The 22,850-nt window shown below is 71.7% G+C and carries 18 protein-coding genes and 3 pseudogenes; 13 read left to right on the forward strand and 8 right to left on the reverse strand.

The window, feature by feature from the left end; translation table 11 throughout:
- Positions 1–53: 53 nt before the first annotated feature.
- From MTF69_RS21930 to MTF69_RS21950, 5 genes and pseudogenes are all read left to right on the forward strand, one after another.
- Positions 54–359, forward strand: a complete 306-nt coding sequence (locus MTF69_RS21930) for a DUF6247 family protein (protein WP_243336797.1) — start codon at positions 54–56, stop codon at positions 357–359.
- On the forward strand, positions 356–616 hold the full coding sequence (locus tag MTF69_RS21935) for a hypothetical protein (RefSeq protein WP_243336798.1): 261 nt from the start codon (positions 356–358) through the stop codon (positions 614–616). Before MTF69_RS21930 ends, MTF69_RS21935 begins: the two co-directional genes overlap by 4 nt.
- Before the next feature lie 41 nt (positions 617–657).
- Positions 658–1,020, forward strand: a pseudogene (locus MTF69_RS21940) (TetR-like C-terminal domain-containing protein); the annotation flags it as partial.
- Positions 1,021–1,188: 168 nt separating this feature from the next.
- Positions 1,189–1,944, forward strand: coding sequence for a hypothetical protein (locus MTF69_RS21945; RefSeq protein WP_308401439.1), 756 nt, complete (start codon positions 1,189–1,191; stop codon positions 1,942–1,944).
- Positions 1,945–2,052: 108 nt separating this feature from the next.
- The gene (locus MTF69_RS21950) at positions 2,053–4,014 is read left to right on the forward strand and encodes a DUF2264 domain-containing protein (RefSeq protein WP_243336799.1); all 1,962 of its coding nucleotides are present in this window, start codon (positions 2,053–2,055) and stop codon (positions 4,012–4,014) included.
- A 43-nt stretch (positions 4,015–4,057) separates the two neighbouring features.
- Here the strand turns inward: MTF69_RS21950 and MTF69_RS21955 are convergent, their stop codons facing one another.
- Complete coding sequence (locus tag MTF69_RS21955; RefSeq protein WP_243336800.1) at positions 4,058–5,473, reverse strand: amidase; 1,416 nt, start codon at positions 5,471–5,473, stop codon at positions 4,058–4,060.
- Between the two features lie 104 nt (positions 5,474–5,577).
- Between MTF69_RS21955 and MTF69_RS21960 the strand changes: the two genes are divergently transcribed.
- Entirely contained in the window at positions 5,578–5,724 is a 147-nt protein-coding gene (locus MTF69_RS21960) for a hypothetical protein (protein WP_243336801.1), read from the forward strand.
- Positions 5,725–5,843: 119 nt separating this feature from the next.
- Here the strand turns inward: MTF69_RS21960 and MTF69_RS21965 are convergent, their stop codons facing one another.
- The 3 genes from MTF69_RS21965 to MTF69_RS21975 form a co-directional block, all read right to left on the reverse strand.
- Positions 5,844–7,010 (reverse strand): agmatine deiminase family protein, encoded by a 1,167-nt coding sequence (locus MTF69_RS21965; protein WP_243336804.1) that lies wholly within the window; start codon positions 7,008–7,010, stop codon positions 5,844–5,846.
- Positions 7,011–7,167: 157 nt separating this feature from the next.
- Positions 7,168–8,337 carry an agmatine/peptidylarginine deiminase gene (locus tag MTF69_RS21970; RefSeq protein WP_243336805.1) on the reverse strand — a complete coding sequence of 390 codons (1,170 nt, stop codon included), beginning with the start codon at positions 8,335–8,337 and terminating at the stop codon, positions 7,168–7,170.
- Positions 8,338–8,387: 50 nt separating this feature from the next.
- Positions 8,388–9,839: a cytosine permease gene (locus MTF69_RS21975; RefSeq protein ID WP_243336807.1), complete on the reverse strand. Its 1,452-nt coding sequence runs from the start codon at positions 9,837–9,839 to the stop codon at positions 8,388–8,390.
- Between the two features lie 459 nt (positions 9,840–10,298).
- Between MTF69_RS21975 and MTF69_RS21980 the strand changes: the two genes are divergently transcribed.
- The 4 genes from MTF69_RS21980 to MTF69_RS21995 all read left to right on the forward strand — a co-directional run bounded on the left by MTF69_RS21980 (position 10,299) and on the right by MTF69_RS21995 (position 14,790).
- Positions 10,299–10,961, forward strand: coding sequence for a deoxynucleoside kinase (locus tag MTF69_RS21980; RefSeq protein ID WP_243336808.1), 663 nt, complete (start codon positions 10,299–10,301; stop codon positions 10,959–10,961).
- 395 nt (positions 10,962–11,356) lie between these two features.
- Entirely contained in the window at positions 11,357–11,953 is a 597-nt protein-coding gene (locus tag MTF69_RS21985; protein WP_243336809.1) for a hypothetical protein, read from the forward strand.
- Between the two features lie 85 nt (positions 11,954–12,038).
- Positions 12,039–14,267, forward strand: coding sequence for an FUSC family protein (locus MTF69_RS21990; RefSeq protein ID WP_243336810.1), 2,229 nt, complete (start codon positions 12,039–12,041; stop codon positions 14,265–14,267).
- An 82-nt stretch (positions 14,268–14,349) separates the two neighbouring features.
- Positions 14,350–14,790 carry a hypothetical protein gene (locus MTF69_RS21995; protein ID WP_243336811.1) on the forward strand — a complete coding sequence of 147 codons (441 nt, stop codon included), beginning with the start codon at positions 14,350–14,352 and terminating at the stop codon, positions 14,788–14,790.
- 38 nt (positions 14,791–14,828) lie between these two features.
- Here MTF69_RS21995 and MTF69_RS22000 read toward each other — a convergent pair whose 3' ends face one another.
- On the reverse strand, positions 14,829–15,398 hold the full coding sequence (locus MTF69_RS22000; RefSeq protein ID WP_243336812.1) for a DUF4232 domain-containing protein: 570 nt from the start codon (positions 15,396–15,398) through the stop codon (positions 14,829–14,831).
- Positions 15,399–15,854: 456 nt separating this feature from the next.
- On the opposite strand from MTF69_RS22000, the pseudogene MTF69_RS43460 reads away from it, so the two are divergent.
- A pseudogene (locus MTF69_RS43460) lies at positions 15,855–16,262 on the forward strand (carbohydrate binding domain-containing protein); the annotation flags it as partial.
- Between the two features lie 150 nt (positions 16,263–16,412).
- Positions 16,413–17,411: a chitinase gene (locus MTF69_RS43465; RefSeq protein WP_374323565.1), complete on the forward strand. Its 999-nt coding sequence runs from the start codon at positions 16,413–16,415 to the stop codon at positions 17,409–17,411.
- 126 nt (positions 17,412–17,537) lie between these two features.
- Here MTF69_RS43465 and MTF69_RS22010 read toward each other — a convergent pair whose 3' ends face one another.
- The 3 genes and pseudogenes from MTF69_RS22010 to MTF69_RS22020 form a co-directional block, all read right to left on the reverse strand.
- The gene (locus MTF69_RS22010) at positions 17,538–18,809 is read right to left on the reverse strand and encodes an amidohydrolase family protein (RefSeq protein WP_243336814.1); all 1,272 of its coding nucleotides are present in this window, start codon (positions 18,807–18,809) and stop codon (positions 17,538–17,540) included.
- A gap of 378 nt (positions 18,810–19,187) precedes the next feature.
- Positions 19,188–20,417 (reverse strand): annotated as a pseudogene (locus MTF69_RS22015) (cytochrome P450).
- Complete coding sequence (locus MTF69_RS22020) at positions 20,414–21,673, reverse strand: FAD-dependent oxidoreductase (RefSeq protein WP_243336816.1); 1,260 nt, start codon at positions 21,671–21,673, stop codon at positions 20,414–20,416. Before MTF69_RS22020 ends, MTF69_RS22015 begins: the two are co-directional and overlap by 4 nt.
- A gap of 149 nt (positions 21,674–21,822) precedes the next feature.
- Here MTF69_RS22020 and MTF69_RS22025 point away from each other — a divergent pair, with 149 nt between their 5' ends.
- Entirely contained in the window at positions 21,823–22,731 is a 909-nt protein-coding gene (locus MTF69_RS22025; RefSeq protein ID WP_243336818.1) for a hypothetical protein, read from the forward strand.
- Positions 22,732–22,850: the final 119 nt, after the last annotated feature.

Here is a 22,850-nt window from a genome sequence, read left to right on the forward strand (position 1 = left end):
AGGCCCCCCGGCCCGCGTACCGTGGCGGTACGACCCGCAGGGAGGAACAGCCGATGAGCGCGCAGCCCGGCCACGCCACCGTCACGCCGTACGCCCCCGCTCCGGGAGCCCCGGCCGAACTCCTCGATCAACTACGCGCCGACCGTCGTGGCCCGCAGTGGGTGCCCGCCTTCGAACAGGAGTGGACCGCCGCGCTGGAGGAATCCCGCCGTACGTTCTCCCTCGCCGCGCTCTACGAGACCGTCCAGGTCTGGCAGGCCCGTCTCGCCTCCGCCCCGGCGGTCGACGCGTTCGGTGCCTCCGGCCACGACGACAGCGCCTTCGTGGACATGGCCGAGCTGCGGAGAAGCCGCCGGTGACCGGACAGCCGTACGCGATCCGCTTCTCCACGCCCGCCGCCAAGGTTCTCGGCACCCTGCCCGAGCACGCCGAAGACATGGTCTGGGACATCCTGGACGCCGCCGCGGCCGATCCCTGGGGGTTCCACCCGTGGAACCCCGACGACCCCGAGGGCCAGGACGTACGACTGGTCTCCGTCGGCCGGCTGTCCCTCACCTACTGGATCAACAGACCCCTGCACCGCCTGTCCGTCCTGAACGTCCTCTGGCTCGGCTGAAGCCGGCGCGCAGGGCGCCGCTCAGACCGCCGGAGGGTTGCTCGCTCCTCGGAGACCTGACGGCCAACGCCCGGCTGGTGTGCCGCACCCTGGTGAATCCCCGCCAGGGGGCCCTGTTCAAGGCGGTGATCGCGGCCGCCGCCGGCGACCCCGAGACGGCCGAATCGCTGCACGGCTTCTACGCCGTGCGCGTCGAGGAGTGGGCGCCGTGCGTCCGGGAGGCCCTGGCCCGCGGCGAGGTGCCCGCGGGCACCGACCCGCACGAGGTGATCCGCGCGGTGTCCGCGCCCCTCTACTACCGCTTCCTGACCACGGCCCTCCCGCTCGACGACACCGCGGCCGACCGGTCCGCGGCCGCGGCGGCGGCGGCCGCCCGCGCGGGGGCGTACGTACAGGAGGTGTAGTGGTTATGGGTAGATTGCCGGATGCCGGGAAAGTGCTCGACATCGGCCCACCGCCGCATAGAGTCCCAGCTCAGGAAGCCAGTTCCCGCAGCAGCGGGGATGAACCGGGGACGGCCGGGTCCGGCCTGCTCGACGGCGCTCGGTCACAATGGAGCGCTGGGCGGTGCGGTGGCCGAGAACGGAGAGGATCTGATGAGCGGGGCCGACGAGGGACGGCAGTGGCCGGACGAGGTCAGTGTCGACAACGCGAGGACGACGCTCCTGCGACTCCTCGCACGAGCAGGGGTCCCTGCCGGTGACGCGCGCGAACTGATCGGTCTGCTGGAGGCGGGCACGCTCGCGCTCGTGCACGGGGAACTGAGCGGCGTGGACCGGAGCGCGCCGGGGGACAAGGGCGAGCCGTACGAGTCGGGATGGCTCGACGGCGCCGGGAACCTCTTGGCGGAGCTGGGCGCCGTCACCGAGCGGACCCTGCTACGGGTGGTGAGCCCGGACGGGGAACAGGACGCGGCCGGACCGCGCCCGCGGGCCAGGCGCATGGAGGTGGAGCGGGCACAAGTGGCGCTCACACCCCTGTACCTGTCGTTCACCGAGGTCTCGGAGCTGGATCCGGAGGCGACCGAGGAGGTGCTCACCGCCGTGCTCGCCACGCTGAGCACGAGGCAGCGGGCCCGCTACGCGGGGCGGTTGACGGAGTTCACCGAAGCACACCGGGACCGGCTCGGGCGGCTGTTCGCGCGGTTCGGAGCGGGCAGCGCCACCACGGTGCACGGCCGCTTCTCGCTCGTCCACTCCGCCACGAGCATCGCCGTACTGGAGCGGCTCGTCGCCGAGCCGCAGGCGCTGCGGGAGGAGTGGGACGCGGCGGAGCTGCCGCCCGCGTGGCTGGACGGGCTGACGACGGCCTGGGACGCCTCGGCCTGACCGTCCCGCCACCGCTCGATCGCTTCGACCCGCCTTGATCCGCTCCCTAGATCCGCTCCCTTGACCCGCCCCCTTGATCCGCTGTGGCCATTCGATCAAGATCCCCGCATGACCCTTCCCGGACTGCCCCGCGAAGACCGCGTGTTGAGCCCCCGCACCGGCTACACGCGCGCGCACTGGGAGGCGGTGGCCGACGGGCTGCTGCGCGCGGCCTGGCGGTGGGCCACGCCGCGCGGGGCCCTGCTCGACCTGCCGGGACGGCCGTCCGCCTCCGGGGTGCGCTCCGACGGGCTCGAAGGGTACGCACGGACCTTCCTCGCCGCGGCGTTCCGCGTGTCCGGGGCCGGGGGAGCGGACCCGTACGGCTGGCTGGAGCGGTACGCGGACGGCCTGGCGGCGGGAACCCGGACGCCGGGCCGCGACGATGCGGAGTCCTGGCCGATCATCCGCGACGTGCACGCGGGGGGCCAGCCCATGGTCGAGTCGGCCTCGGTGGCCCTCGGGCTGAGGCTGACCCGGCCGTGGCTGTGGGACCGCCTCGACAGCGCGGTGCGGGACCGGACGGAGGAGTGGCTGCGCGGCGCCCTGCGCCATGTGCCCGCCCCCAACAACTGGTACCTCTTCCCCTACACCGTGGCCGGATTCCTGGAATCCGTGGGCCGCGGCGACGCCGAGACGGCCAGGGTCCGCAGCCGCGCCCTCGACCTCCTGGAGGGCTGGTACGCGGGCCAGGGCTGGTACGCCGACGGCGAAGGCCGCGCCTTCGACCACTACAACGGCTGGGCGCTGCACCTGTATCCGGTACTCGACGCCCACCTCGCCCACTTCGACGCCTCGCCGGACCGGGCGCTCCGGTGGGATCGGGCGCTGAAGCCGGACCGGCCGGCCCCGCACGGTGACCGTCTGCGGGCCCACCTGGAGGGCTTCTCCCTCCTCTTCGGGGCGGACGGGGCGCCGATCCACTTCGGGCGCTCCCTCACCTACCGCTTCGCCGCCGCGTCCGCCGTCGGCCTCGGCGCCGCCACCGGCCACACCCCGCTCACCCCCGGCGCCTCGCGCCGCCTGATCAGCGGATCACTGCGCTACTTCCTCGACCGGGGCGCCGTCGGCGCCGACGGCCTGCTGGGCCTCGGCTGGCACGGCCCGCACGGGGCGACCCTGCAGCGCTATTCCGGGCCGGCCTCGCCGTACTGGGCTTCCAAGGCCTTCGTCTGCCTGCTCGCCCCGGCGACGCACCCCCTGTGGACCGCGACGGAAGAGCCCGCGCCCAGTGAGGGACCCGACCAGGTGCTCGCGCTGTCCGTGCCCGGGCTGTTGATCCAGACCACCCGCGCCGACGGGATCGTACGACTGCACAACCACGGGAGCGACCACGTCGGGCCGGACCAGCCGGAAGCCGCCCGCGACGAGGACCCGTTCTACTCCCGCCAGGCCTACTCCACCCGCAGCGGCCCCACCGCGGGCGCCAACACCCCGGACAACCACCTCGCCGTGGTCGTGGCGGGCGCCCGCAGTGCCCGGCGGCGCATCCACCCGCTGGGCACCGGACAGGGGAACGGCTGGGGCTGGGCCGCGTCCTGGCACCGGCCGGTCTTCCCGGCAGGCGCGCCGACGGTCCCCGGCCTGCGCGTGGAGAGCGTGACCTTCGTCCGTGGCCGGCACGAACTGCGCGTGCACCGGGTGCACGGAGCCCCGTACGGCGCCCGCCTGGAACAGACGGGCTGGGCCACGGGGCCCGAGGACCCACTGCGCTCGGAGCTCCACCCGCTCCACGGCTGGGAGGCGAGGGACGAGGCGAGGGCGCCGGCCGGGACCGCCTTCACACGATGGGCGAGCGTGCCCCGCCTGACGGCCGAGGCCGGGGGAACGGGCCTGTACGCAGCGCTCGTCGCGCTCGCCGGCACAGGCACGGGCACCGGCGAGCCGGATCCGGCGCCGATCGCCGAGGCGGTCACCCGGGTGACGGCGGACCAGAGCTCCATCGAGGTGGGATGGGCGGACGACGGATCGCTGACCCGCATCGCTTTCGAGCCCCTGCGCGTGGAGCACCCGCCACCGGTCACCGGGTAGCGGCCTAGCGGCCGCAGGCCCCGCACGTCTCCCACCCCCTACGTCACTGGTCCTGAATGCGCCTGAACGGCCGGTCGGCCTCCAGCTCGAAGGCGATCTCCAGCAGTTTGCGCTCACCACCGGGACGGGCGGCGAACATGACACCGACGGGCAGCCCGTCCGGCGTCGCGCTCGCGGCGGGCATCGAGATCGACGGAGTACCGACGACGTTGTCGACCGGCGTGAAGGCCACGTACGCGAGGATCCGCTCCATCAGCTTCGCGTAGGGAACGGTCGGGCTGAGGTGGCCGATCGGCGGCGTGGTGTGGGCGAGAACCGGCGACATCACGAGGTCGAGCCCGCGGAAGGACGCCGCGTAGGCCTCCTTCGTACGCTTCAGCCGCCGCAGCACGCCGGGAGTCCGCCGCCAGTTGCGCAGGTACTCCTCGCGCAGCCCCTGGCTGAGGCCGTCCATGCGGCGGCGGTCGAAGTCCGCGCCGAGGGTCCGGCCGGTTACGCCGAGGAGGAAGGACAGCATCCCCCAGTACGTGAGGAAGTCGTCGGTGAAACTCGGATCCATGTCCAACTCCACCGGCTCCACGGTGTGTCCGAGCCGTCCGAGCGTCTTTACGGTCTCGGTGACCGCCGCCCGGGTGGAGGCGTCGGAGTGGACGCCGTTCGGCGAGTCCAGCAGGAACCCGATGCGCAGCCGTCGCGCCGAGGGGCCTTCGACGAGGCCGACGGGCGGCAGTGCGGGGCTCCGACGGTACCGCTCCGCAGCGGCGAGGAAGGCGGCGGCGTCCCGCACGGAACGGCTCACGACTCCGTCGGAGATGATGTCGAGCGGCAGTTGGCGGCCCAGAGCGCTGGCCACGACGCGTCCACGGGACGGCTTGAGCCCGACGAGTCCACAGCAGGCCGCGGGTATGCGGATCGAGCCACCGCCGTCATTGGCGTGGGCGATCGGCACGGCGCCGGCGGCTACCAGGGCCGCGCTGCCGCCGGACGAACCGCCCGCCGAGTAGTCCGTGTGCCAGGGGTTGCGCACCGGCTCCGCACCGTCGTACTCGGTGGTCGGGCTGAACCCGAATTCGGGCAGCCGGGTCTTGCCCAGAACGGTGACGCCGCTGCTCAGGAACTGCCGGGTGAACGGCGCGTGCTGCCGAGCCGCCCTCGGCCGGAAGGCGGCGCTGCCGTGGCCCGTGGGCAGCCCCTGGAAATCGGTGTTGTCCTTGACGAAGGTCGGCACCCCGGCGAAAGCCCCGCCCGTTCCGACGGCATGCGCCGGGCTGTCGACGTGCACCTGGACCGCGCCGAGCCGTGCGTCGACCGCCCGCACCCGCGCCGCGGCGTCCCGCGCGGCTTCGGCGGGGGACACCTCACCCCGCCGGATCGCCGCGGCGAGACCGACGGCGTCGTGCTCTCCCAGTGCGTCGTCCCGGAACGCGTGCACGAGGGTCCGTTCGTCGAAAGTCGTCACCGCTGCGTCAGCCCCTGTCGTGTGGGTGGTCGTCGGCCATCATTCCCTACCGGCAGGTAACACGCGAGGATTTCGCAAGTCGAGCCAAGCGCGGAGGCCCGCGGGTGCTCACCACCTACGGGCGCATCCCCTCGGTGGAGTTGGCCTTCGACGAGGGCGACCTGCTCGCCGGGGACGCCCTGGTCGTCATCGACGAGGCCGTGCGGGACATCCCTCAGCGGTCCAAGTGCATCGGGCTGAGCGAGACCTGATCTTCGCGCCCGTGTGTGCCGACTCATTCCAGGCGGCACGAGCGCCGGGTGGGTCACCACCGGGACCAGCCCGCCGGCGTCGGGCGCTCGGCCCGACGCCGACGGACAGTCCCGAGGGGTCAGGCCAACGGGGGTACGACCGGCTGCGACTGGGTGGCGCAGTGGATTCCGCCGCCACCGGAGGCGATGTTGTCGATGTTGAGCTGGACGACGTTCCGGCTGGGATAGGCGGACTGCAGGATGGTGTAGGCCAGGCCGTCGGCGTAGCCGTCACCGAACTGCGGAGCGATGACGGCGCCGTTCACCGTGTAGTAGTTGGTGTAGCTCGACAGGAAGTCCTTGCCCTGCCTGCGGATGGCGCTGCGGTCCGGCCCGGGAAGTTCGGTGATGGTCAGCGCGCGGCCCTGGGCGTCGGTGGCGGTCTTCAGGATCCGCGCGGTCTCCTCGTAGACCGCGATCCACTTGCTGTCGGCGCCGGGGCCGGGCTTGTCCAGGATGACCTTGCCGGGCGCGGTGAAGCGGGCGAGGCAGTCGATGTGGCAGTCGGTGATGTCCTGGCCGGCCAGGCCCGGGACCCAGATCACCTTGTCGATGCCGAGCGCCGCCTTCATGGCCTGCTCGACCTGGTCCTGCGACTTGCCCGGATTGCGGTTGCTGTTGACCATCGAGCTCACCGTGGCCAGCAGGGTTCCCTGGCCGTCGGTCTCCAGTGAACCGCCCTCGCCCACGAACGACGCCTGGATCCGGTTGACGCCGTACTGACCGAGGAGCGTCTCGGCGGCCACGGCGTCGTTGGCGAAGGGCTGGGCGTACGACGTGCCGGCCTTGCCCCATCCGTTGAAGTTGGTGTCCACTCCGGCGATCGAGCCGGGGCCCACGACGAAGGTGGGGCCGAAGTCCCGGATCCACAGGTCGTCGTTGGCTATTTCGACGACGTCGATTCCGTAGTAGGCGCCGCTCCCGCACAGGTACCGGGCGTCCGCGGCCTGACCGGCGCGGGCCAGCATCACGACGGGCTCGTAGCGCGAGATCGCGTACGCCACGTTCGCGATGTCCCCGCGCACCGCGCCGAGGCTGTTGCCCCACACGGAGGAAAGCGCCGGCCAGGCCATGAAGGTACGGACGTGCCGGCCCTCTTCCGCGGGCATCCGCAGTGCGGTGGAGCCGCCGGCGGCCGTTGACGCCCGGGCGACCCCCGGCAGGGCCGAGCCGAGGGCCGCGAGCGGCAGCGCCGCCGCGCCGAACTGGAGCAGCCTGCGTCGGGACGTGGCTGGGGTGTTGTTCATGGGACTCCCTGGTGAACAAGAGCGAGAGATGCGTCTCACATCCTGGTCCGTACTGAAAATTCAGTCAATGGATTCTTCGATGTGACTGAAAATTTAGTCAGGGAGGGGTGGATCGGAGGCCGGCCCGGGCCTGGAAGGCGAGACCCGGGCCGGTTGTTCAGCGGTTGGGCTCCTGCATGGTGACGCAATGTGCGCCACCGCCGCCGTTCCCGTAGAGGTTGTCGAGGTTGAGCTGTACGACGGGCCTGCCGTAGGCGGCCGCGATGGCCGACTTGGCCGCCGCGTCCTTGGCGATGTCGCCGAACTGGGTGGTGATCACCGCTTGGTTGGTCACCGTCCAGTTCATGTAGGAGCTCAGGAAGTCGGCCCGCTTGCCGGCCGCGATGCGCGGCAGGGTGTCGGGGCCCTGGATGGTGAGGACCTGCAGCCGGCGTCCTCTCGCGTCGGTCGCGTTCACCAGGACGTCGTGGATGGCCTGGGCGTTCCGGGTCCAGACGGCCGGCCGTACGGCGCCGTTCAGCTGCACCATCACCACGCCGGGCTTGATGTACCGGGCGGTGCCGTCGATGTGGCCGTCGGTGACGTCCTCCCCGTAGACGCCGGGCAGCCAGATCATCTTCGTGGCGCCGAACCGGGCCAGCAGCTCCGCCTCGATCTGGCTGCGCGTCTTGCCGGGATTGCGGTTGCTGTTCACCCAGCAGCTCTCGGTCGCCATCAGCGTGCCGTCGCCGTCGTACTCCACACCGCCGCCCTCGCCGACCACGGACGACTTGGCGAACGCGACGCCCGTGTAGGCGGCGAGCTTCTGCGCGACGACGCGGTCCTTGTTGTAGGCGGAACCGGGGATGCCGTAGAAGGTCGTGGCGTTCTCGCCCCAGGCGTTGAAGTTCAGGCCGATCGAGTCCAGGCCGCCGACGTCGTCGACGCGGAACAGCGGGCCGGTGTCCCGCATCCAGCAGTCCGAGACGGGAACCGAACTGATCACCGTGACGGTGGACCCGCACATGCTCCGGGCCTGCGATGCGGCCGACGAGCCGTCCGCGCACATCGTGACCGGCTCGTACTTGGCGACCTCCTTGGCGAGCTTGGCGATGTCGGTCTGGATCTTGGACAGCGTGCTGCCCCAGATCGTGTAGCTGGAGGGCCAGGCCATCCAGGTCCGCTTGTGCGAGGTCTCTTCACCCGGCACGCGCCAGCCCGCGGCCTGGGCCGGCTGAATGCCGCCGAGTACGGGCCCCACCGCCAAACCGGCCGCAACTGCTCCGGTTCGGGTCAGGAGGGTTCTGCGGCTCATGCCCGGTGTGGCGCCGCTGTGCTCTGTGTTCACGTGGTGCTCCTCATGGAATGGGTTCGTTCCGTCCGTGCACTGCGGGATGTTCAGTGGGGTGGTGCCAGCAGTCCCTCCTCTCGGACCATCTGGCGTTCGGTGGCCAGATCGAGACTCCGGGCGAAGGCCCAGTAGAGGAGGCCGGCCACGGGGAGGCCGACGGCGATCGAGCAGTCCACGCCTCCGAGGAGCTCCGCGACGGGACCGACGTAGAGGCCGGTGATGACCATGAACGGCGCCATGCAGGCCAGGCCGATGCCGTAGGCGAGATTTCCTCGCCAGCCCCATCGGCCGTATATGCCGTGCGGGTTGAAGATCTCCTTGACGACGTACTGGCCGCGCCGGACGAAGAAGAAGTCGACCAGGTTGATGGCCGTCCAGGGGATGAACAGGTACGTCAGCACCACCACCACGTTGGCGAAGAACCAGTTGAACTGGTCGATGCCGACAAGGGTGGAGACCGTTCCGACGGCCGCCAGCATGATCCCGATCGTCGCGACCCGCAGGGTCCGCGTCGGCTTGACCGGCCGGAACGAGTCCAAGATCGAGATCATGGTCAGGCTGCCGCCGTACTGGTTGATCGCCATGATGGAGAGCAGGCCGACCAGCAGGACGACGACGGCGATCGTGCCGAATCCGCTGAACAACCGGTCAGCCGACAGCTTCAGGGCGGTCACCGGATCCGTGCCCTTGGGTGCGGCGGCCGAGACCACGGCGCCGAGGATGAACACCCAGATCCCGGAGACGGCGCTCGGCAGGTAGGTCCACCAGAAGGTGCTGCGCACGGGGACATCGGGTCTGAGGTAGCGCGAGTAGTCCGAGACGTACGGCGCCCAGCCCAGTTGGAAGCCGGCGACGAAGACGAAGACGAGCATGAACGGGGCGAGGTCGAACGGGCCGGCGTCCCAGACGCCGTCCGGCAGCCCTCCGCCGAACAGGGCGGACACGGTGACTGCTGCGGTGACCACGACGAAGGGCCAGGTGAGCCACCTGTTGAGGCGGTGGATCCACTCGTACCCGAACAGGGCGATCACGGTCGCCACCGCGGCGGCCAGCAGATAGCCGATTCCGTTGGGAACTCCGGTGAGCAGGTTCATGGCCTGGCCGGACAGCAGGGCATCGGAAGTGTTGAAGGCGATGTAGTTGACGAGCGCGAACACCCACACCGTCAGTGCAGCGCCCAGGTAGCCGAACTGCGCCCTCGACTGCACCAGTTGGGGCAATCCCAGTTGGGGGCCCTGGGCCGAGTGGAACGCCATGAAGAACGTCCCGAAGAGCGAGCCGAGGACCGTGGCGACCACGGTCCAGACGAGCGAAGCCCCCATGGACAGCGTCACGACGCCGGTCGCCAGGCCGGTGAGGTTGAGGCTGCCGACGAACCAGATGGCCCCGACGCTCGAGGGTTTGCCATGCCGTTCGGAGAGGGGCACCCAGTCGATCGAGTGCTGTTCGATGCCCGCAGGAGATGCGGAGTTGTGCGGGTGTGAGTCAACCGGGGCCATGTGGGCTCCTGTACACGGGGGCTTGCATGAAGCCGTCAGCGGCCCCGACCATCCAGGGTCGGTCGGGGTGCGCTCACAGTAGGGACTGACGGAAATTTCAGTCAATGCCTTTGACGGGCTGAAAACTGACGGAGACGGCGCCGGGGATGTCGCTGCGCCCACGCGATGCCCGGGCGGGGGAGGGCGCCGTCCTCCCCCGCCCGAAAGGCCCCCGGGAGTCATTTATGCTTCAGGGCGGCCGCGGGGTGGTGGCTCGTGGCCGTACGCGGCTCTGCGGAACGGGCCGGTCCGGCCGGTCGAGGGGGGCGTCCTGCGTCCGGGCCTCGGCCCGGACCGGCACCGCATGACGCTGATCACGAAGATCATGGGGAATCGAGCGACCACCGACACGCGGCCCAGTGGGGTGGGGCGCCCGGCCCACGCGCCCGCGAACAGAAGATCCCCAGGGAGAAGTGAGGTATGCCAGTGATCTGCGTCGGAGGCATGATCGGAATCGGCAAGACGAGCGTCGCCGAGCTGCTCGCCAAGGAGCTGGGCAGCGAAGTCTTCTACGAGAGCGTGGAAGACAATCCGATCCTCCCGCTCTTCTACACGGCGAGCCCCGAGGAGATCCAGGCGAAGCGCTACCCCTTCCTCCTGCAGCTCTACTTCCTGCAGACCCGGTTCGCCGCGATCAAGGAGGCGTACAAGCAGGGCGACAACGTCCTGGACCGGTCCATCTACGAGGACTGGTACTTCGCCAAGGTCAATCACGACCTGGGCCGGATCAGCTCCCTCGAGATGCGGGTGTACGAGGGGCTGCTGGGCGAGATGATGCGCGAGATCGACGGCCTGCCGTACCGCAAGGCGCCCGATCTCATGGTCTACCTCAAGGCGGACTTCGAGACGGTGCTGCACCGCATCGGCCTGCGGGGCCGCGATTTCGAGCAGGACGAGAGCCTCGTCGAGTACTACCGGACCCTGTGGTCCGGCTACGACGACTGGGTGCACAAGCACTACTCGGCCAGTGACGTCCTCGTCATCGACATGAATCACACCGATGTGGTGCACAGCCCGGAGGACGCGGCCCGCGTGGTGCGCGAGGTCAAGGACGCCCTCGCGGCGGGCCGGCTCGAGGCCTGACGGTGTGATGCGAACGGGCCGGCGGCGCCTTCCCCGGCGCCGCTCCGGCAGCACCCCCGCGGCCTGGCGGTACTCGCCCTGACGGAGATGTGGGAGCGTTTCAGCCTCTACGGGATGATTGCGATCCTGGTGCACTTCGGCCCGGCCTGCTCCTGATCACCCTCGGCGCGGGCCTTCTCAAGACCAACATCACCGCGATGGTGGGCTCCCTCTACGCCAGGGGCGACAACTGACTGACGCAGTTCGCCCTCGGCAAGAAGCGGACGGCCGAGACCTACGCCGAGCCCCCCGTCGTCCCCCTCAGCCAGCGCGAACGCCGCAACCTGCTGCGCGCCGCGGGGATCGCAGCCGCCGCCCTCGCGGCACTCGTACTGCTCGCCGCCGGTACCGGCCTCGTGAACCTCGACACGGGCACGTACGCGCTGACGGCCACCGGTGTCATCGTCCTCCTCGGATGGGCGATGCCGGCGAGCTGGACCCAGTCCATCGCCTCGGTGTTCGGGATCGCGCTGGCGCCGGTGTTCGCACTGTTCTGGGTGCGCGGGGGCCGCCGGTTCTCCACCCCCGGAAAGTTCGCCACGGCACTCGCCCTGGTGGGCCTCTCCTTCCTCGTCATGGCCCTCACCTCCTCGCTCGCCACCGGCGGGGCGAAGGTCTCCCTGGGCCGGCTGATCGGCGTCTACTTCCTCCAGGTCGTCGGCGAGCTCTTCCTGAGCCTGGTGGGCGTGGTGATGACCATGGTTCTCGCGCCGCGGGCCTTCACGAACGGGATGATCGGCATCTGGTTCCTGGCGGCCGCGACCGGCGACGGCATCGACGGCCGGCTCCCGCGCCTGGACCTCGTACTCGGGCAGCCCGCCAACTTCATGTGGCAGGGCACCCTGCTGATCGTCGCGGGCCTGGTCATGCTGGGCCGCTCGGAGTGGCTGCGCTCGCTGATCGGAGAGCGCCGACCGGGTGAGACGCCGGCCGCGATGCCGGCCACCACCTGAGGCCGCGCGTCGGCCCGGCCCGGCCGTCATTCACTCGGGAGAGTTTTACGGAGATACCGTCATGTCTGGGACATACTCTCGCCCCATGGGCTGGACGAACACGCTGAAGGACATCGCCCGAGCCGGCCTGCGCGTCGAGCGGACCAGGCTCGAACCGCTGGTCACCCTGCGCGCGACGGCGGGCCTGGCCCTGTCGGGATGCGTCGCCCTGTGGCTGTTCGGCGGTACCGCGGCCGCGGGCGCCGCCTACGGTGCCCTGCTCGGCGGGATCGCGGTGTTCCAGCGCAGTTGGCGGCCCGACCCGGTGCTCCCGGTGATCTCGGCGCTGACCCTCGGCGTCACGAGCTTCCTGAGCTACCTCACCGGCGGCTACCTGCCCCTCTTCCTCCTCCTGGTCGCCCTGTGGACGTTCCTGGGAGGCATGGCCTGGTCGCTGGGAGCCAACGCGGGCAGCCTCGGCACGACCAACGCCGCGGTGATGCTGGTGACCGTGACCCTGCCGGCCACCATCACGCAGTCCCTGGGGCAGGCCGCCCTGATGGCCGCCGGCGGACTCGTGCAGGCGGCCCTGGTGGTGCTCTTCCCCATCCGCCGCTGGGGACGGCACCGCGACGCGCTCGCCGACGCCCTGGCCGCCGAGGCCGACTACGCCCGCCGGCTGCGCCAGGACCCCACCGCCCCCTTCACCCCCGGCCCCTTCGCCCAGGCGCGGGACGCGGCCTCGCTCAGCGCCCGCCAGCTACGCCGCCGACCGGCCCAACTGCACGGTGCGCGGAGCCTGGCCGAGCGGATCCGCCCGGTCCTCGCCTCGCTCGCCGACCCCGCCCTCACCGGCGGCCACCAGGACGGCCCCGCCCGCGACCGGGCCCACGAACTGCTCGCCGCGGCGGCCGCGATCCCGGACACGGCGGCCGACGCGATCCGCCGCGGCCGCCCCGCCGAACTCCCGCCCCAGGCCCTCGCCGCCATCGACATCCCCCCGGGCGGCCCCGTACTCACGGGCGCAGCCGAACAGGCGGCCACCCGGCTGCGCGCCCTGCTGCGCGACGTGGCCGAGACCGCCCGCGGCGATCGCAGCGATACCAACGGTCACAGCGACAGCAACGGTCACAGCGACAGCAACGGTCACAGCGACAGCAACGGTCACAGTGGTGACAGCGGTGACAGCGGCCGGGCCGGCGAGAACCGCCGGCCGGACGGCGGGGACACCCTCGTACGCCCTCCACTCCGCGAGGAGGCCAGGGAAGCCGTCCGCACCGTGCGCGGACAACTGCACCACGACTACCCGGTGTTCCGGCACGCGGTCCGCGCCACCGTCGTCGTCGTGCTGGGCGACCTCATCGGCCGCGCCCTGCCCTTCGGGCACGGCTACTGGGTCCCGCTGGTCGCCCTCCTGATCATGCGCCCGGGCTTCTCCCACACCTACGGCCGTGCCGCGGCCCGCCTCGGCGGCACCGTCGTCGGCCTGATCATCGCCGGCGGGATCGTGCAACTCGCCCAGCCCGGACCCCTGGCCTGCGGGATCCTCTCCGTGATCTGCGGAGGACTGATCCTGCTCTTCATGTACACCGGCTACGCGCCCGTCCAGGTCGCCGCCTCGGCGTACACCGTCTTCACCCTCGCCATGGCCGGCGTGGGCCTCGACCAATCGGTGCCCGCACGCCTCGTCCTGACCCTCATCGGCGGGTGCCTGGCCATGCTGGCCTACGCCCTCTACCCCTCCTGGGAGACGCCCGGACTGCGCACCCGCCTCGCCGACTGGATCAAGGCGGACCTCGTCTACGCCGCCACGGTCGTACGTCACTACGCCGACCCCACCCGGCAGAGCGCCCGCGAGACCCGCGAAGCCGTCCTGTCCGCCCGTACCTCCGTCCTCGCCTGGCGCAACGCCGTGGCCCTGGCCGAGAAGGAACCCGTACGCCAACGCGGCCTCTCCCGCACCGCGGAGGCCGGAGCCGAGCAGGCCCTCGCCGAAGTAGCCCACATCACGATGCTTCTGGAAGCCCACCTGCCCGAACCCGGCAGCCCGCACCTCCCCTCGGCGGCCGCCCTGGCCACCGCCCTGCAGCAGTCGGCCGAGGACGCGGACCGTGCGGTGCGAGACAAGCTCGTCCCGACCTGGGAACCGGTCCGCACCGCCCTCAATGCCTGGAACGGGGAGGACCCGGGGGACGAGGCGGACCGCATGCTGCACCGCGCCGGACCCCTCCTCCTCACCGCCCTGGACGAACTGTCCACGGCCCTGGAATACGCCGCACCCCCCATGACCACCACCGGCGCACCACCCCGAGCGGAGCCGGCGGCCCGTTCATAAGGGAGGGCGTACCCGATGCGGTGGGCCCGGCGGGATGGCCCTGGTGCGAGTGGGGTGGCGGCCGGGGAGGTACTTTGCTCGGGTGAGTCTCCTTGATGATGTAGCAGAGCGTGACGGCTGGCGTTGCTGGGTGTGTGACGAACCGGTCGACCCCCACGAGTCGGTGAACGACCCGCGGGGGCCCAGCGTCGACAGCCGGACCGCCGACCGGAAGGCCAAGGTCGCCGAACGGCTCGCGCACCGCGGGTGCAACACGCGCAAGGGCGCGGTCAAGGTGGTCATCGCCTGGCCGGAGCGCCTGTACGTGGTCGAACCCGCGCCGCTGATCGCCGTCGCCGAGAGGCTGGAGCGCAAGGGTGGCCGCGAGATGGTGGGCCGTTGTCCGACCAAGAAGGATGCGCAAGAGGCGGCGGATTGGCTGGTGGACCGGTTCTCCCGGCTGGTACCGGGGATGCCGGTGACCGCCGACATCCAGGCCGGCGGCGGCCAGTTCCTCATCGTCCTGGCCACCGGCCGCCGCTGACCGGGGATCCCCGCCACGCGCCCCGCCGTGGCTTGGGCTCAGTGTGCGAGCGCCGACCAGGGGCTGAGCCCCACCTTGGCGGTGTTGCCCAGGTCCACGGGCGCGTTCAGCCGCAGTGTCAGCCGGGGCGCGCCCGGCTTGGGGACGAGCTCCAGCACCCGCCCCTCGGTGGCGGGCACGGTCGAGTCGGTGACCAGGTTGCGCCACAGCAGTCCCGTCGTGGCGGCCTGGCCCGGCTGGAGCGTCACCCGTTTCGGCGGCGCGGCACTGCCGGCGGTCGAGGTGGTCACGCCGTTCGTCCCGTGCCCGATGTCCACCCGGAGGGGCCGGTCCTCCCCGTCCAGCAGCCGGACCTCCGGGTAGCCCTCCAGTACGTATGCCGCCGAGCCGCAGTTGACCAGCTGGAAGTCTGATGACCGCAGCCCCATCGCCGCGTTCACCTCGCCTTCGGCGAGCCGTACTCCACCCTCGGGGCAGGGCTCGGCCCTGCCTGAAGGCGGGGCCTCCCCGATGGACTCCATGACCGAGTCGCACCCCACCAGCATCAACGTCAGGGCTCCTGCCCCGGCCATCGCCCCGATCCGCCTCGCCCACCCGTGTACACGCATCCCTCGACCCTACGTTCCCGTGGATCTCGCCTCGCGGGGGCATCGGCGAGTCCGACGCGATCGCCGATGCGGCGCGGCGCGGTACGGCACGGTCGGACTCCCGCTGTGGGACGACCGGTTCGGCGTTCCGCCGACGTCGCGGATCGGGTCCCCATCCGGCGCGGCCACTTCTCTCCTATTGGTCCAGACCTATTGACCGGCCCTGCCGTTCCTCCTACGATCCGGTCCGGACCAGCCCCACCTGTCCCCACCTCACCCAGAGCCGGGCGTCACGTCCCCACGCGTCGGTCACGTCCACGGCGCTCGGCGGGAATGGAGCGCACCATGTTCCGTCGGAGATCACGTACTCCGAGCCTGACGGCTGACACCGGCCCTTCTGTGAACCGGGCCGGCCGCGCCAAGCGCGGAACGACCGTCCTGAACCGCTCCCTCGCCGGGGTGAGCGCCGCCGCCGTCATGGGAACCGGCATCGCCGTGGCCGGCTCCGTCGCGGCCGGGGCCGCGACGGCCGATGCCGTCGCCACCAACCTGGTGGTCAACTCCGGATTCGAGAACGGCCTCTCCGCCTGGACCTGCTCCGGAGGATCCGGCGTGGTCGTCAGTAGTCCGGTCCGTTCGGGCTCCTCCGCGCTCAAGGCCACGCCGACCGGCCAGGACAACGCCCAGTGCGTCCAGACCGTCAGCGTGCAGCCCAACTCCCAGTACACGCTGAGTGCTTACGTCCAGGGCAGCTACGTCTACCTGGGAGCCACCGGCACCGGGCTCACCAGTGCCCCGTCCACCTGGACGCCGAACAGTCCGTCGTACGGCCAGCTCAGCGTCGGCTTCACCACGGGGCCGAGCACCACCTCGGTGACCGTCTACCTGCACGGGTGGTACGGGCAGCCCGCGTACCACGCGGACGACGTATCGCTCACCGGCCCCGGCGGCAGCAGCCCCACGCCGACCACCACGCCGCCGCCGACGACCGTCCCGCCGACCACTGCGCCCCCGACCACCGCCCCGCCGACCACCGTGCCCCCGACCACCACGCCCCCGACGACCGCCCCGCCGGGCGAGACCTGCCCCACGAAGCCCAAGCCGTCGGGCAAGGTCCTGCAGGGCTACTGGGAGAACTGGGACGGCGCCGCGAACGGCGTCCACCCCGGCATGGGCTGGGTCCCCATCACGGACAGCCGGATCGCCGCGCACGGCTACAACGTCATCAACGCCGCCTTCCCGGTGATTCTCTCGGACGGCACCGTCTTGTGGCAGGACGGCATGGACGTCGGCGTCAAGGTCTCGACCCCAGCCGACATGTGCCAGGCCAAGGCGGCCGGCGCCACGATCCTGATGTCGATAGGCGGTGCCACCGCGGGCATCGACCTGAGCTCCAGCACCGTCGCCGACAAGTTCGTGGCGACCGTCGTCCCGATCCTCAAGAAGTACAACTTCGACGGAATCGACATCGACATCGAGACCGGCCTGACCGGAAGCGGCAACATCAACACGCTGTCCGCCTCCCAGGCCAACCTGGTGCGCATCATCGACGGCGTGCTGGCCCAGATGCCCGCGGGCTTCGGCCTGACGATGGCTCCCGAAACCGCCTACGTCACCGGCGGAAGCGTCACCTACGGGTCGATCTGGGGCTCCTACCTGCCGATCATCAAGAAGTACGCCGACAACGGGCGGCTGTGGTGGCTGAACATGCAGTACTACAACGGCAGCATGTACGGCTGCTCCGGTGACTCCTACCAGGCCGGCACCGTCCAGGGATTCACCGCCCAGACCACGTGCCTGAACAACGGCCTGACCATCCAGGGCACCACCATCAAGGTGCCGTACGACAAGCAGGTGCCCGGCCTGCCGGCCCAGCCCGGCGCGGGCGGCGGCTACATGACGCCGAGCCTGGTCAGCCAGTCGTGGAACGCCTTCGGCGGTTCGCTGAAGGGGCTCATGACGTGGTCGCTCAACTGGGACGGCTCGAAGGGCTGGACCTTCGGCGACAACGTCAAGTCCCTCCAAGGTCGTTGATCACACCCCTGAAATGAGCGGGCAGGGACCCCGGGGGAGCGTTGAGCGCCCCCGGGTCCCTGCTGCTCTGTAGGGACCGGGCGGCGCGCCCTCCGGAACGGACGGACGCGGGGGCAGTGCCCGGGTTCAGGAGGCGGCGCGTAGGCGGGTGGCCGCGGATTCCGCTTCCCGTACGACGCGGTCGGTGTCGATGCCGACGAGGCGGCCGCCCAGCTTGAGGGGACGGCCGTCCACGAAGACCGCGCGGACGTTCTCCGGGCGGCCGTTGAAGACGATCTGGTTGATCCAGTCGAATCGCGGCGCGAAGTTGAGCGCGGCGGGGTCGATCACGATGACGTCGGCGCGTTTACCGGGAGTCAGGGATCCCACCGTGTGGGCCATGCCGATCGCCTCGGCCCCGCCGAGCGTGGCGAGGCGCAGCACGTCGTGCACCTGGGGGAACACCGAGGCCTCCAGCGAGCGTGCGCGCTGAAGACCGACGGCCGCCTTCATGAGGGCGAAGAAGTCCGAGGAGTCGTTGGTCCCGCCATCCTGGCCGAGCCCGGCCTTGACGCCGCGTCGGCCGAGGTCCGGCAGCCGCATGATCCCCGAGGCGAGGCGCATGTTGCTGAGCGGACAGTGTGCGACCCGTACGTCGTGCGCTGCGATCGCGGCGATCTCGTCGTCCGTGAGGTGGATCGCGTGGTTCATGAGCAGCCGCGGCCCCAGCGCGCCGATCTCCAGAAGGGTGCCGATCGGGTCGTCCGCGCGCTGCTCGGCGCGTTCGAGGACATGGCTGTTGAGCATGATGCCGAGGTCCCGGGCGATCTCCCAGTGCAGCCGGTTGAGGCCCCTGATGGCCCGTGCCGCGTGGGTGGCGACCTGCGCCGTGGCGAGGGGGAGCGGGTCGATGAGCTCCTTCTTCGTCCGGGTGATCAGTGAGGCTTCACGCTCGGCCTGGAACATCGCGTAGGTGAACCGCACGCCCGTGCCGGCCAGGGCCCGTACGTACTGGACCGTCGTGTCGTACGGGAGGGCGTCCACCCAGTCCACGAGCGTGGTCACGCCGGACTGTACGGAGTCGAGGGCGCCGAGGCGGACGAAGCGGTACATGTCTGCGGGGGTGATCCGGGAGAAGGTCGCCCGGTTGCAGTCGGCCAGCCATCCGAAGAGGTCGCGGTCCGCGCAGCCGCCCCGCATCGACGACTGCCAGAGGTGGGTGTGCACGTCGACGAATCCCGGCATCACCAGGTGGCCGGCGGCATCGATCACCTGCGTGCCGGGTGCTGTGGGCAACCGCTTCCCCACGGCCGCGATGGCGCCGTCCTGCATGAGGACGTCTGCGTGCTCGGCCGTGCCGAGGGGGCCGTCACCGAGGGCGGGGTCCATGGTGAGCACGAGGGCGGCGTTCCTGAGCACGATGGCCCGCCCCGGGGGTGTTCCACCGTGCGGCCGGCTCCTCCCGGCGCCGAGGGTGAGCGGAGCGGCTGCGGCCATTCCGAGGCCGCCCAGGATGCCGCGACGGCTGGGTGCCCCTGCCTTCGGCGTAGGCAGGGGCACTTCCGGTAAGGGGGCTGAAGCGGGTTCGGGACACTCGCTGAGCGGGTTCATGGCGTGTGGCCTCCCAACGAACGAGGGTGGGATCGGCCTTCCCCGCGCTGACGGGTGGTCAGATAGACGGGGCAGGCTACGTGAATCGTCCATCGGGCCGGCGTCTTTCCGATAGAGGCGCGTCAACATTCTGTAGAAGTTCTGTCCGCCGCCCGGGCCGTCAGGCCAGGCGGAGACCGGCAGGGCCTAGGCCGGCCAGCCGTGCGGGGTGAACGTCACCGGCAGGGCCAGAGGCCCCCGGAGGCCTCCGGGGCGCCAGGGGATCTCCGCCGGGGATACGGCGAGGGCGAGGCCCGGCAGGCGCCGCAGGGCGGTGCCGATGGCGATCTGGCCCTCCAGACGGGCCAGCGGAGCGCCCAGGCAGTAGTGGATGCCGTGCCCGAACGCCAAGTGGGCGTTGTCCGGCCGGGTGATGTCCAGGCGGTCGGGATCCGGGAACCGCCCCGGGTCCCGGTCGGCGAGGGCCGAGCCGATCAGCACGGTCGCGCCGCGCGGGACGCGCACGCCCGCGATCTCCACGTCCTAGCGCGCGAAGCGGGCGATGCCGGGGCTGACCGGGCCGTCGTAGCGGAGGAACTCCTCGATCGCGCCCGGCAGCAGCTCGGGATCGGAGCGCAGCAGGTCGAGCTGGCCGGGGTCGGCGAGCAGCATGGCGATGCCGCCGCCGATCAGGTTGACCGTGGTGATGTAGCCGGCGGCCAGCAGCAGGAACACCATCGCGACCAGCTCGTCCTCGGTGAGCCGCTGCTCCTCGTCCCGGGCGGTGACGAGGGCGCTGAGCAGGTCGTCGCCCGGGTCCGCCCGCTTGGCGCGGATGAGCCCGGTGACGTACGCGCGCATGTGCTGCCACGCCTCGTTCACCACGGCGGGGTCCGGCGGCTCCGCGCCCCGCATGGTCATGCGGTCGGTCCAGTGCTGGAACTCGTGCCGCTCGTCCACCGGCACCCCGAGCAGCTCGCTGATCACCGTGACCGGGAGCGGCAGCGCGAAGTCCGCGACGAGGTCGGCGCGGCCGGCCGCCACGACCGCGTCCAGCAGCCGGTCGGCGACGGCCTGGATCCGCGGCCGCATCCCGGCCACGCGGTGGGCGGTGAACGCCTTGGAGACCAGGCGGCGCAGGCGCGTGTGGTCGGGCGGATCACTGCGCAGCATGTTGCCCAGCATCGCCTCGCGCTCCGTGTCGGGCAGCTGCTTCAGGAGCCGGGTGTCCGAGGCGTCGCGCACGTCGCTGCTGAGGCGGGAATCCGAAAGGGCAGCGAGCCCGTCCTCGTAGCGGGTGACGAGCCAGGCCTCCAGGCCGCCCGCGATGACGACCCGGCGGACCGGGCCGTCCTCGCGCAACTGCCGGTACAGCGGGAACGGGTCCGCCACGAAGGCAGGGTCGGCGTAGGGGAGGAGGACGGGGCCCTCGCTCATGACGCCTCCCGCACCACGGAGCCGCCGCGGAGGGACTGCGCCGGTGGCCGCTCGCGCAGGGCCCCGTACCCGATGAAGTAGGCCGGCACCCGGTTCAGCCACCGCGAGTCGGTGACGAGCTCCGTCAGCCGCTTCGCCGCCTGCGGGTGGCCGAACGCGGTGCGCCCGGCCAGCAGGGGTTCGATGACCTGGGCGTGGGCCAGGCGTTGCAGGCCCTGGGTCGCCACCGTCGTGGGCATGCGGCGGCGCTGTACGCGGCGTACGTCGTGCAGTCCCACCGTCCCCGCGCGCAGCGGTCCCACGAGGTGGCGGGCGGCCGCCACCGCGTCCTGCACGGCGAGGTTGATGCCGATGCCGAAGACCGGCGACATGGCGTGGGCGGCGTCGCCGATGCACAGCAGCCCCGGCCGGTGCCAGCGGCGCAGCCGGTCCAGCCGTACGTCGAGCAGCTTGACCTCGTCCCAGGAGGCGACCGAGTGCGCCCGGTCGGCCAGCCACGGGACGGCCCGGGTGAACTGGGCCATGAACCGGTCCAGGCCTTCCGCCCGGCGCTCGGCATCGGTGCCCTTGGGGATGAGCCCCGCACACTGCCAGTAGTCGCCGCGGTCGATGAGCGCGCTGAAGAACCGCTCGCCCAGGCCTCCCACGAGCCCGCTGGGATCGCTCTCGTGGCGCGGCATCCGGAACCACCAGGCGTCCATCGGGCACGCGAATTCCTCGAGGCCGAGCTCGGGCAGCACCCTGGCGAAGGACCCGCGGCCGTCGCAGGCGACGGTCAGCGTGGCCCGGATTTCACCGGCGGCGCCGTCCGCGGTGCGATACCGCACGCCCGCGACCCGACCGTGTTCCCTCAGGAAGGACGTCGCCTCGGTGTCCATGCGCAGCCGGAAGCAGGGCTCCTTGCGCGCCTCATCGACGAGCAGGTCGAGCAGGTCCCACTGCGGCACCATCGCGATGTAGTTGTACTTCCCGGGCAGCGCCCCGATGTTCCCGACCGTGACGAGGGAGCGGTCCGGCCCGATCGGCAGCTGCACCGAGGTCACCCGCCGCTGCGGCAGCCGGGCGAACCGCTCGGCGAGGCCGATGTCGTCCAGCAGCGACAGGGTGGACGGGTGCACGGTGTCGCCGCGGAAGTCGCGCAGGAAGTCGCCGTGCTTCTCCAGCACGGTGACCTCCACCCCGGCCCGGGCCAGCAGCAGAGCGAGCACCATCCCGGCGGGCCCGCCCCCCACCACACAGCAGGTCGTACGCTCCACGGCACCCCAATCCCTTCGCCGGCATCGGCCAAACCCCACGACGTGTACCCCACCAGCTTCCTCGTCGCTGCTCCGCACGGGGCGCGGCGACGCGCGGTGCACTGCGGGGTGCCGGCCGGGGTGCGGCCATCGGCGGGATCCTGTCGCGCATGGACATGGACATGGACCTGCAGTCGGTGATGCCGGAGCTGTACGCGGTGCGGCCCTCGGAGTTCACCTCGGCCCGGGACGAGTACGTGGCCAGGGCCCGGAAAGCCGGGGACCGGGACCTCGCCGCCGCGATCGCCGCGCTGCGCAGACCGACGGTGGCGGCGTGGACGGCCGGGCTGCCGGCCCGTCTCCGGCCGGAGGCGGCCCGGGAACTCCTCGCACTCGGCGAGGCGCTGCGATCCGCGCACCGGACCCTGGACGCCGAGCAGTTGCGGAAGCTGTCGCATGACCAGCACGTGGTGATCGGCCGCCTCGCGCGCACGGCTCGCTCCCTCGCCGCCGAGGTCGGCCAGGCGGTGAGCGATCCGGTGCTGAACGAGGTCGAGCGGATCTTCCACGGTGTCCTCGCCGATCCCGATGTCGCGGCCCGATGGGCGGCGGGCCGCCTGGTGAAGGCCCCGGACCCAGCGTCCGGCTTCGCCGGCCTCGAAGCGCAGCCCGGCGCGGCTCCGCCCCAGCGGGAGGCGGCAGCGGCCCGGCCCGGGGGCCCCGCGACCGAGCGGACGCCGGCCCCGGATGCGGGTGCGGGCGCGGGTGCGAGCGCAGCGCGGGCCCGGCGTGAGCGGGCGGAGGCGGTCCGGGCCGAGTTGGCCGAAGCCCGGGCAGAGGAGGACCGCCTGAACGCCGGACAGGCCACGGCACGGGAGCTGGCGGACAGCACGGCCGCAGCGTTGGCGCAGGCCGAGGAGGAGGTACGGATCGCGGCGGAGCACCTGGAGGAGGCGCGGGCGGCGAGCGCGGCCGCGGCCGCCGGCTCCCGGGAGGCCGCGCGAGCGGCCGCGAAGGCACGCAGGCGCGCGGAGACGGCGGCCCGGAAGGCCGGGAAGCTCACCGCCCCCGAGGGGTGACCCGCCACGCGCGGCGGCGAGAGCCTCTCATCGGCGGGGCGTGTTCCTCACGGGCCGGCCCAGCAGGTCCCGTAGCCGCCGGACCAGGCGCTGCCGGAGAGGAGTCGCATCGGAGTACG

This window comes from Streptomyces sp. AP-93, from assembly GCF_022808175.1.
GTDB lineage: Bacteria > Actinomycetota > Actinomycetes > Streptomycetales > Streptomycetaceae > Streptomyces.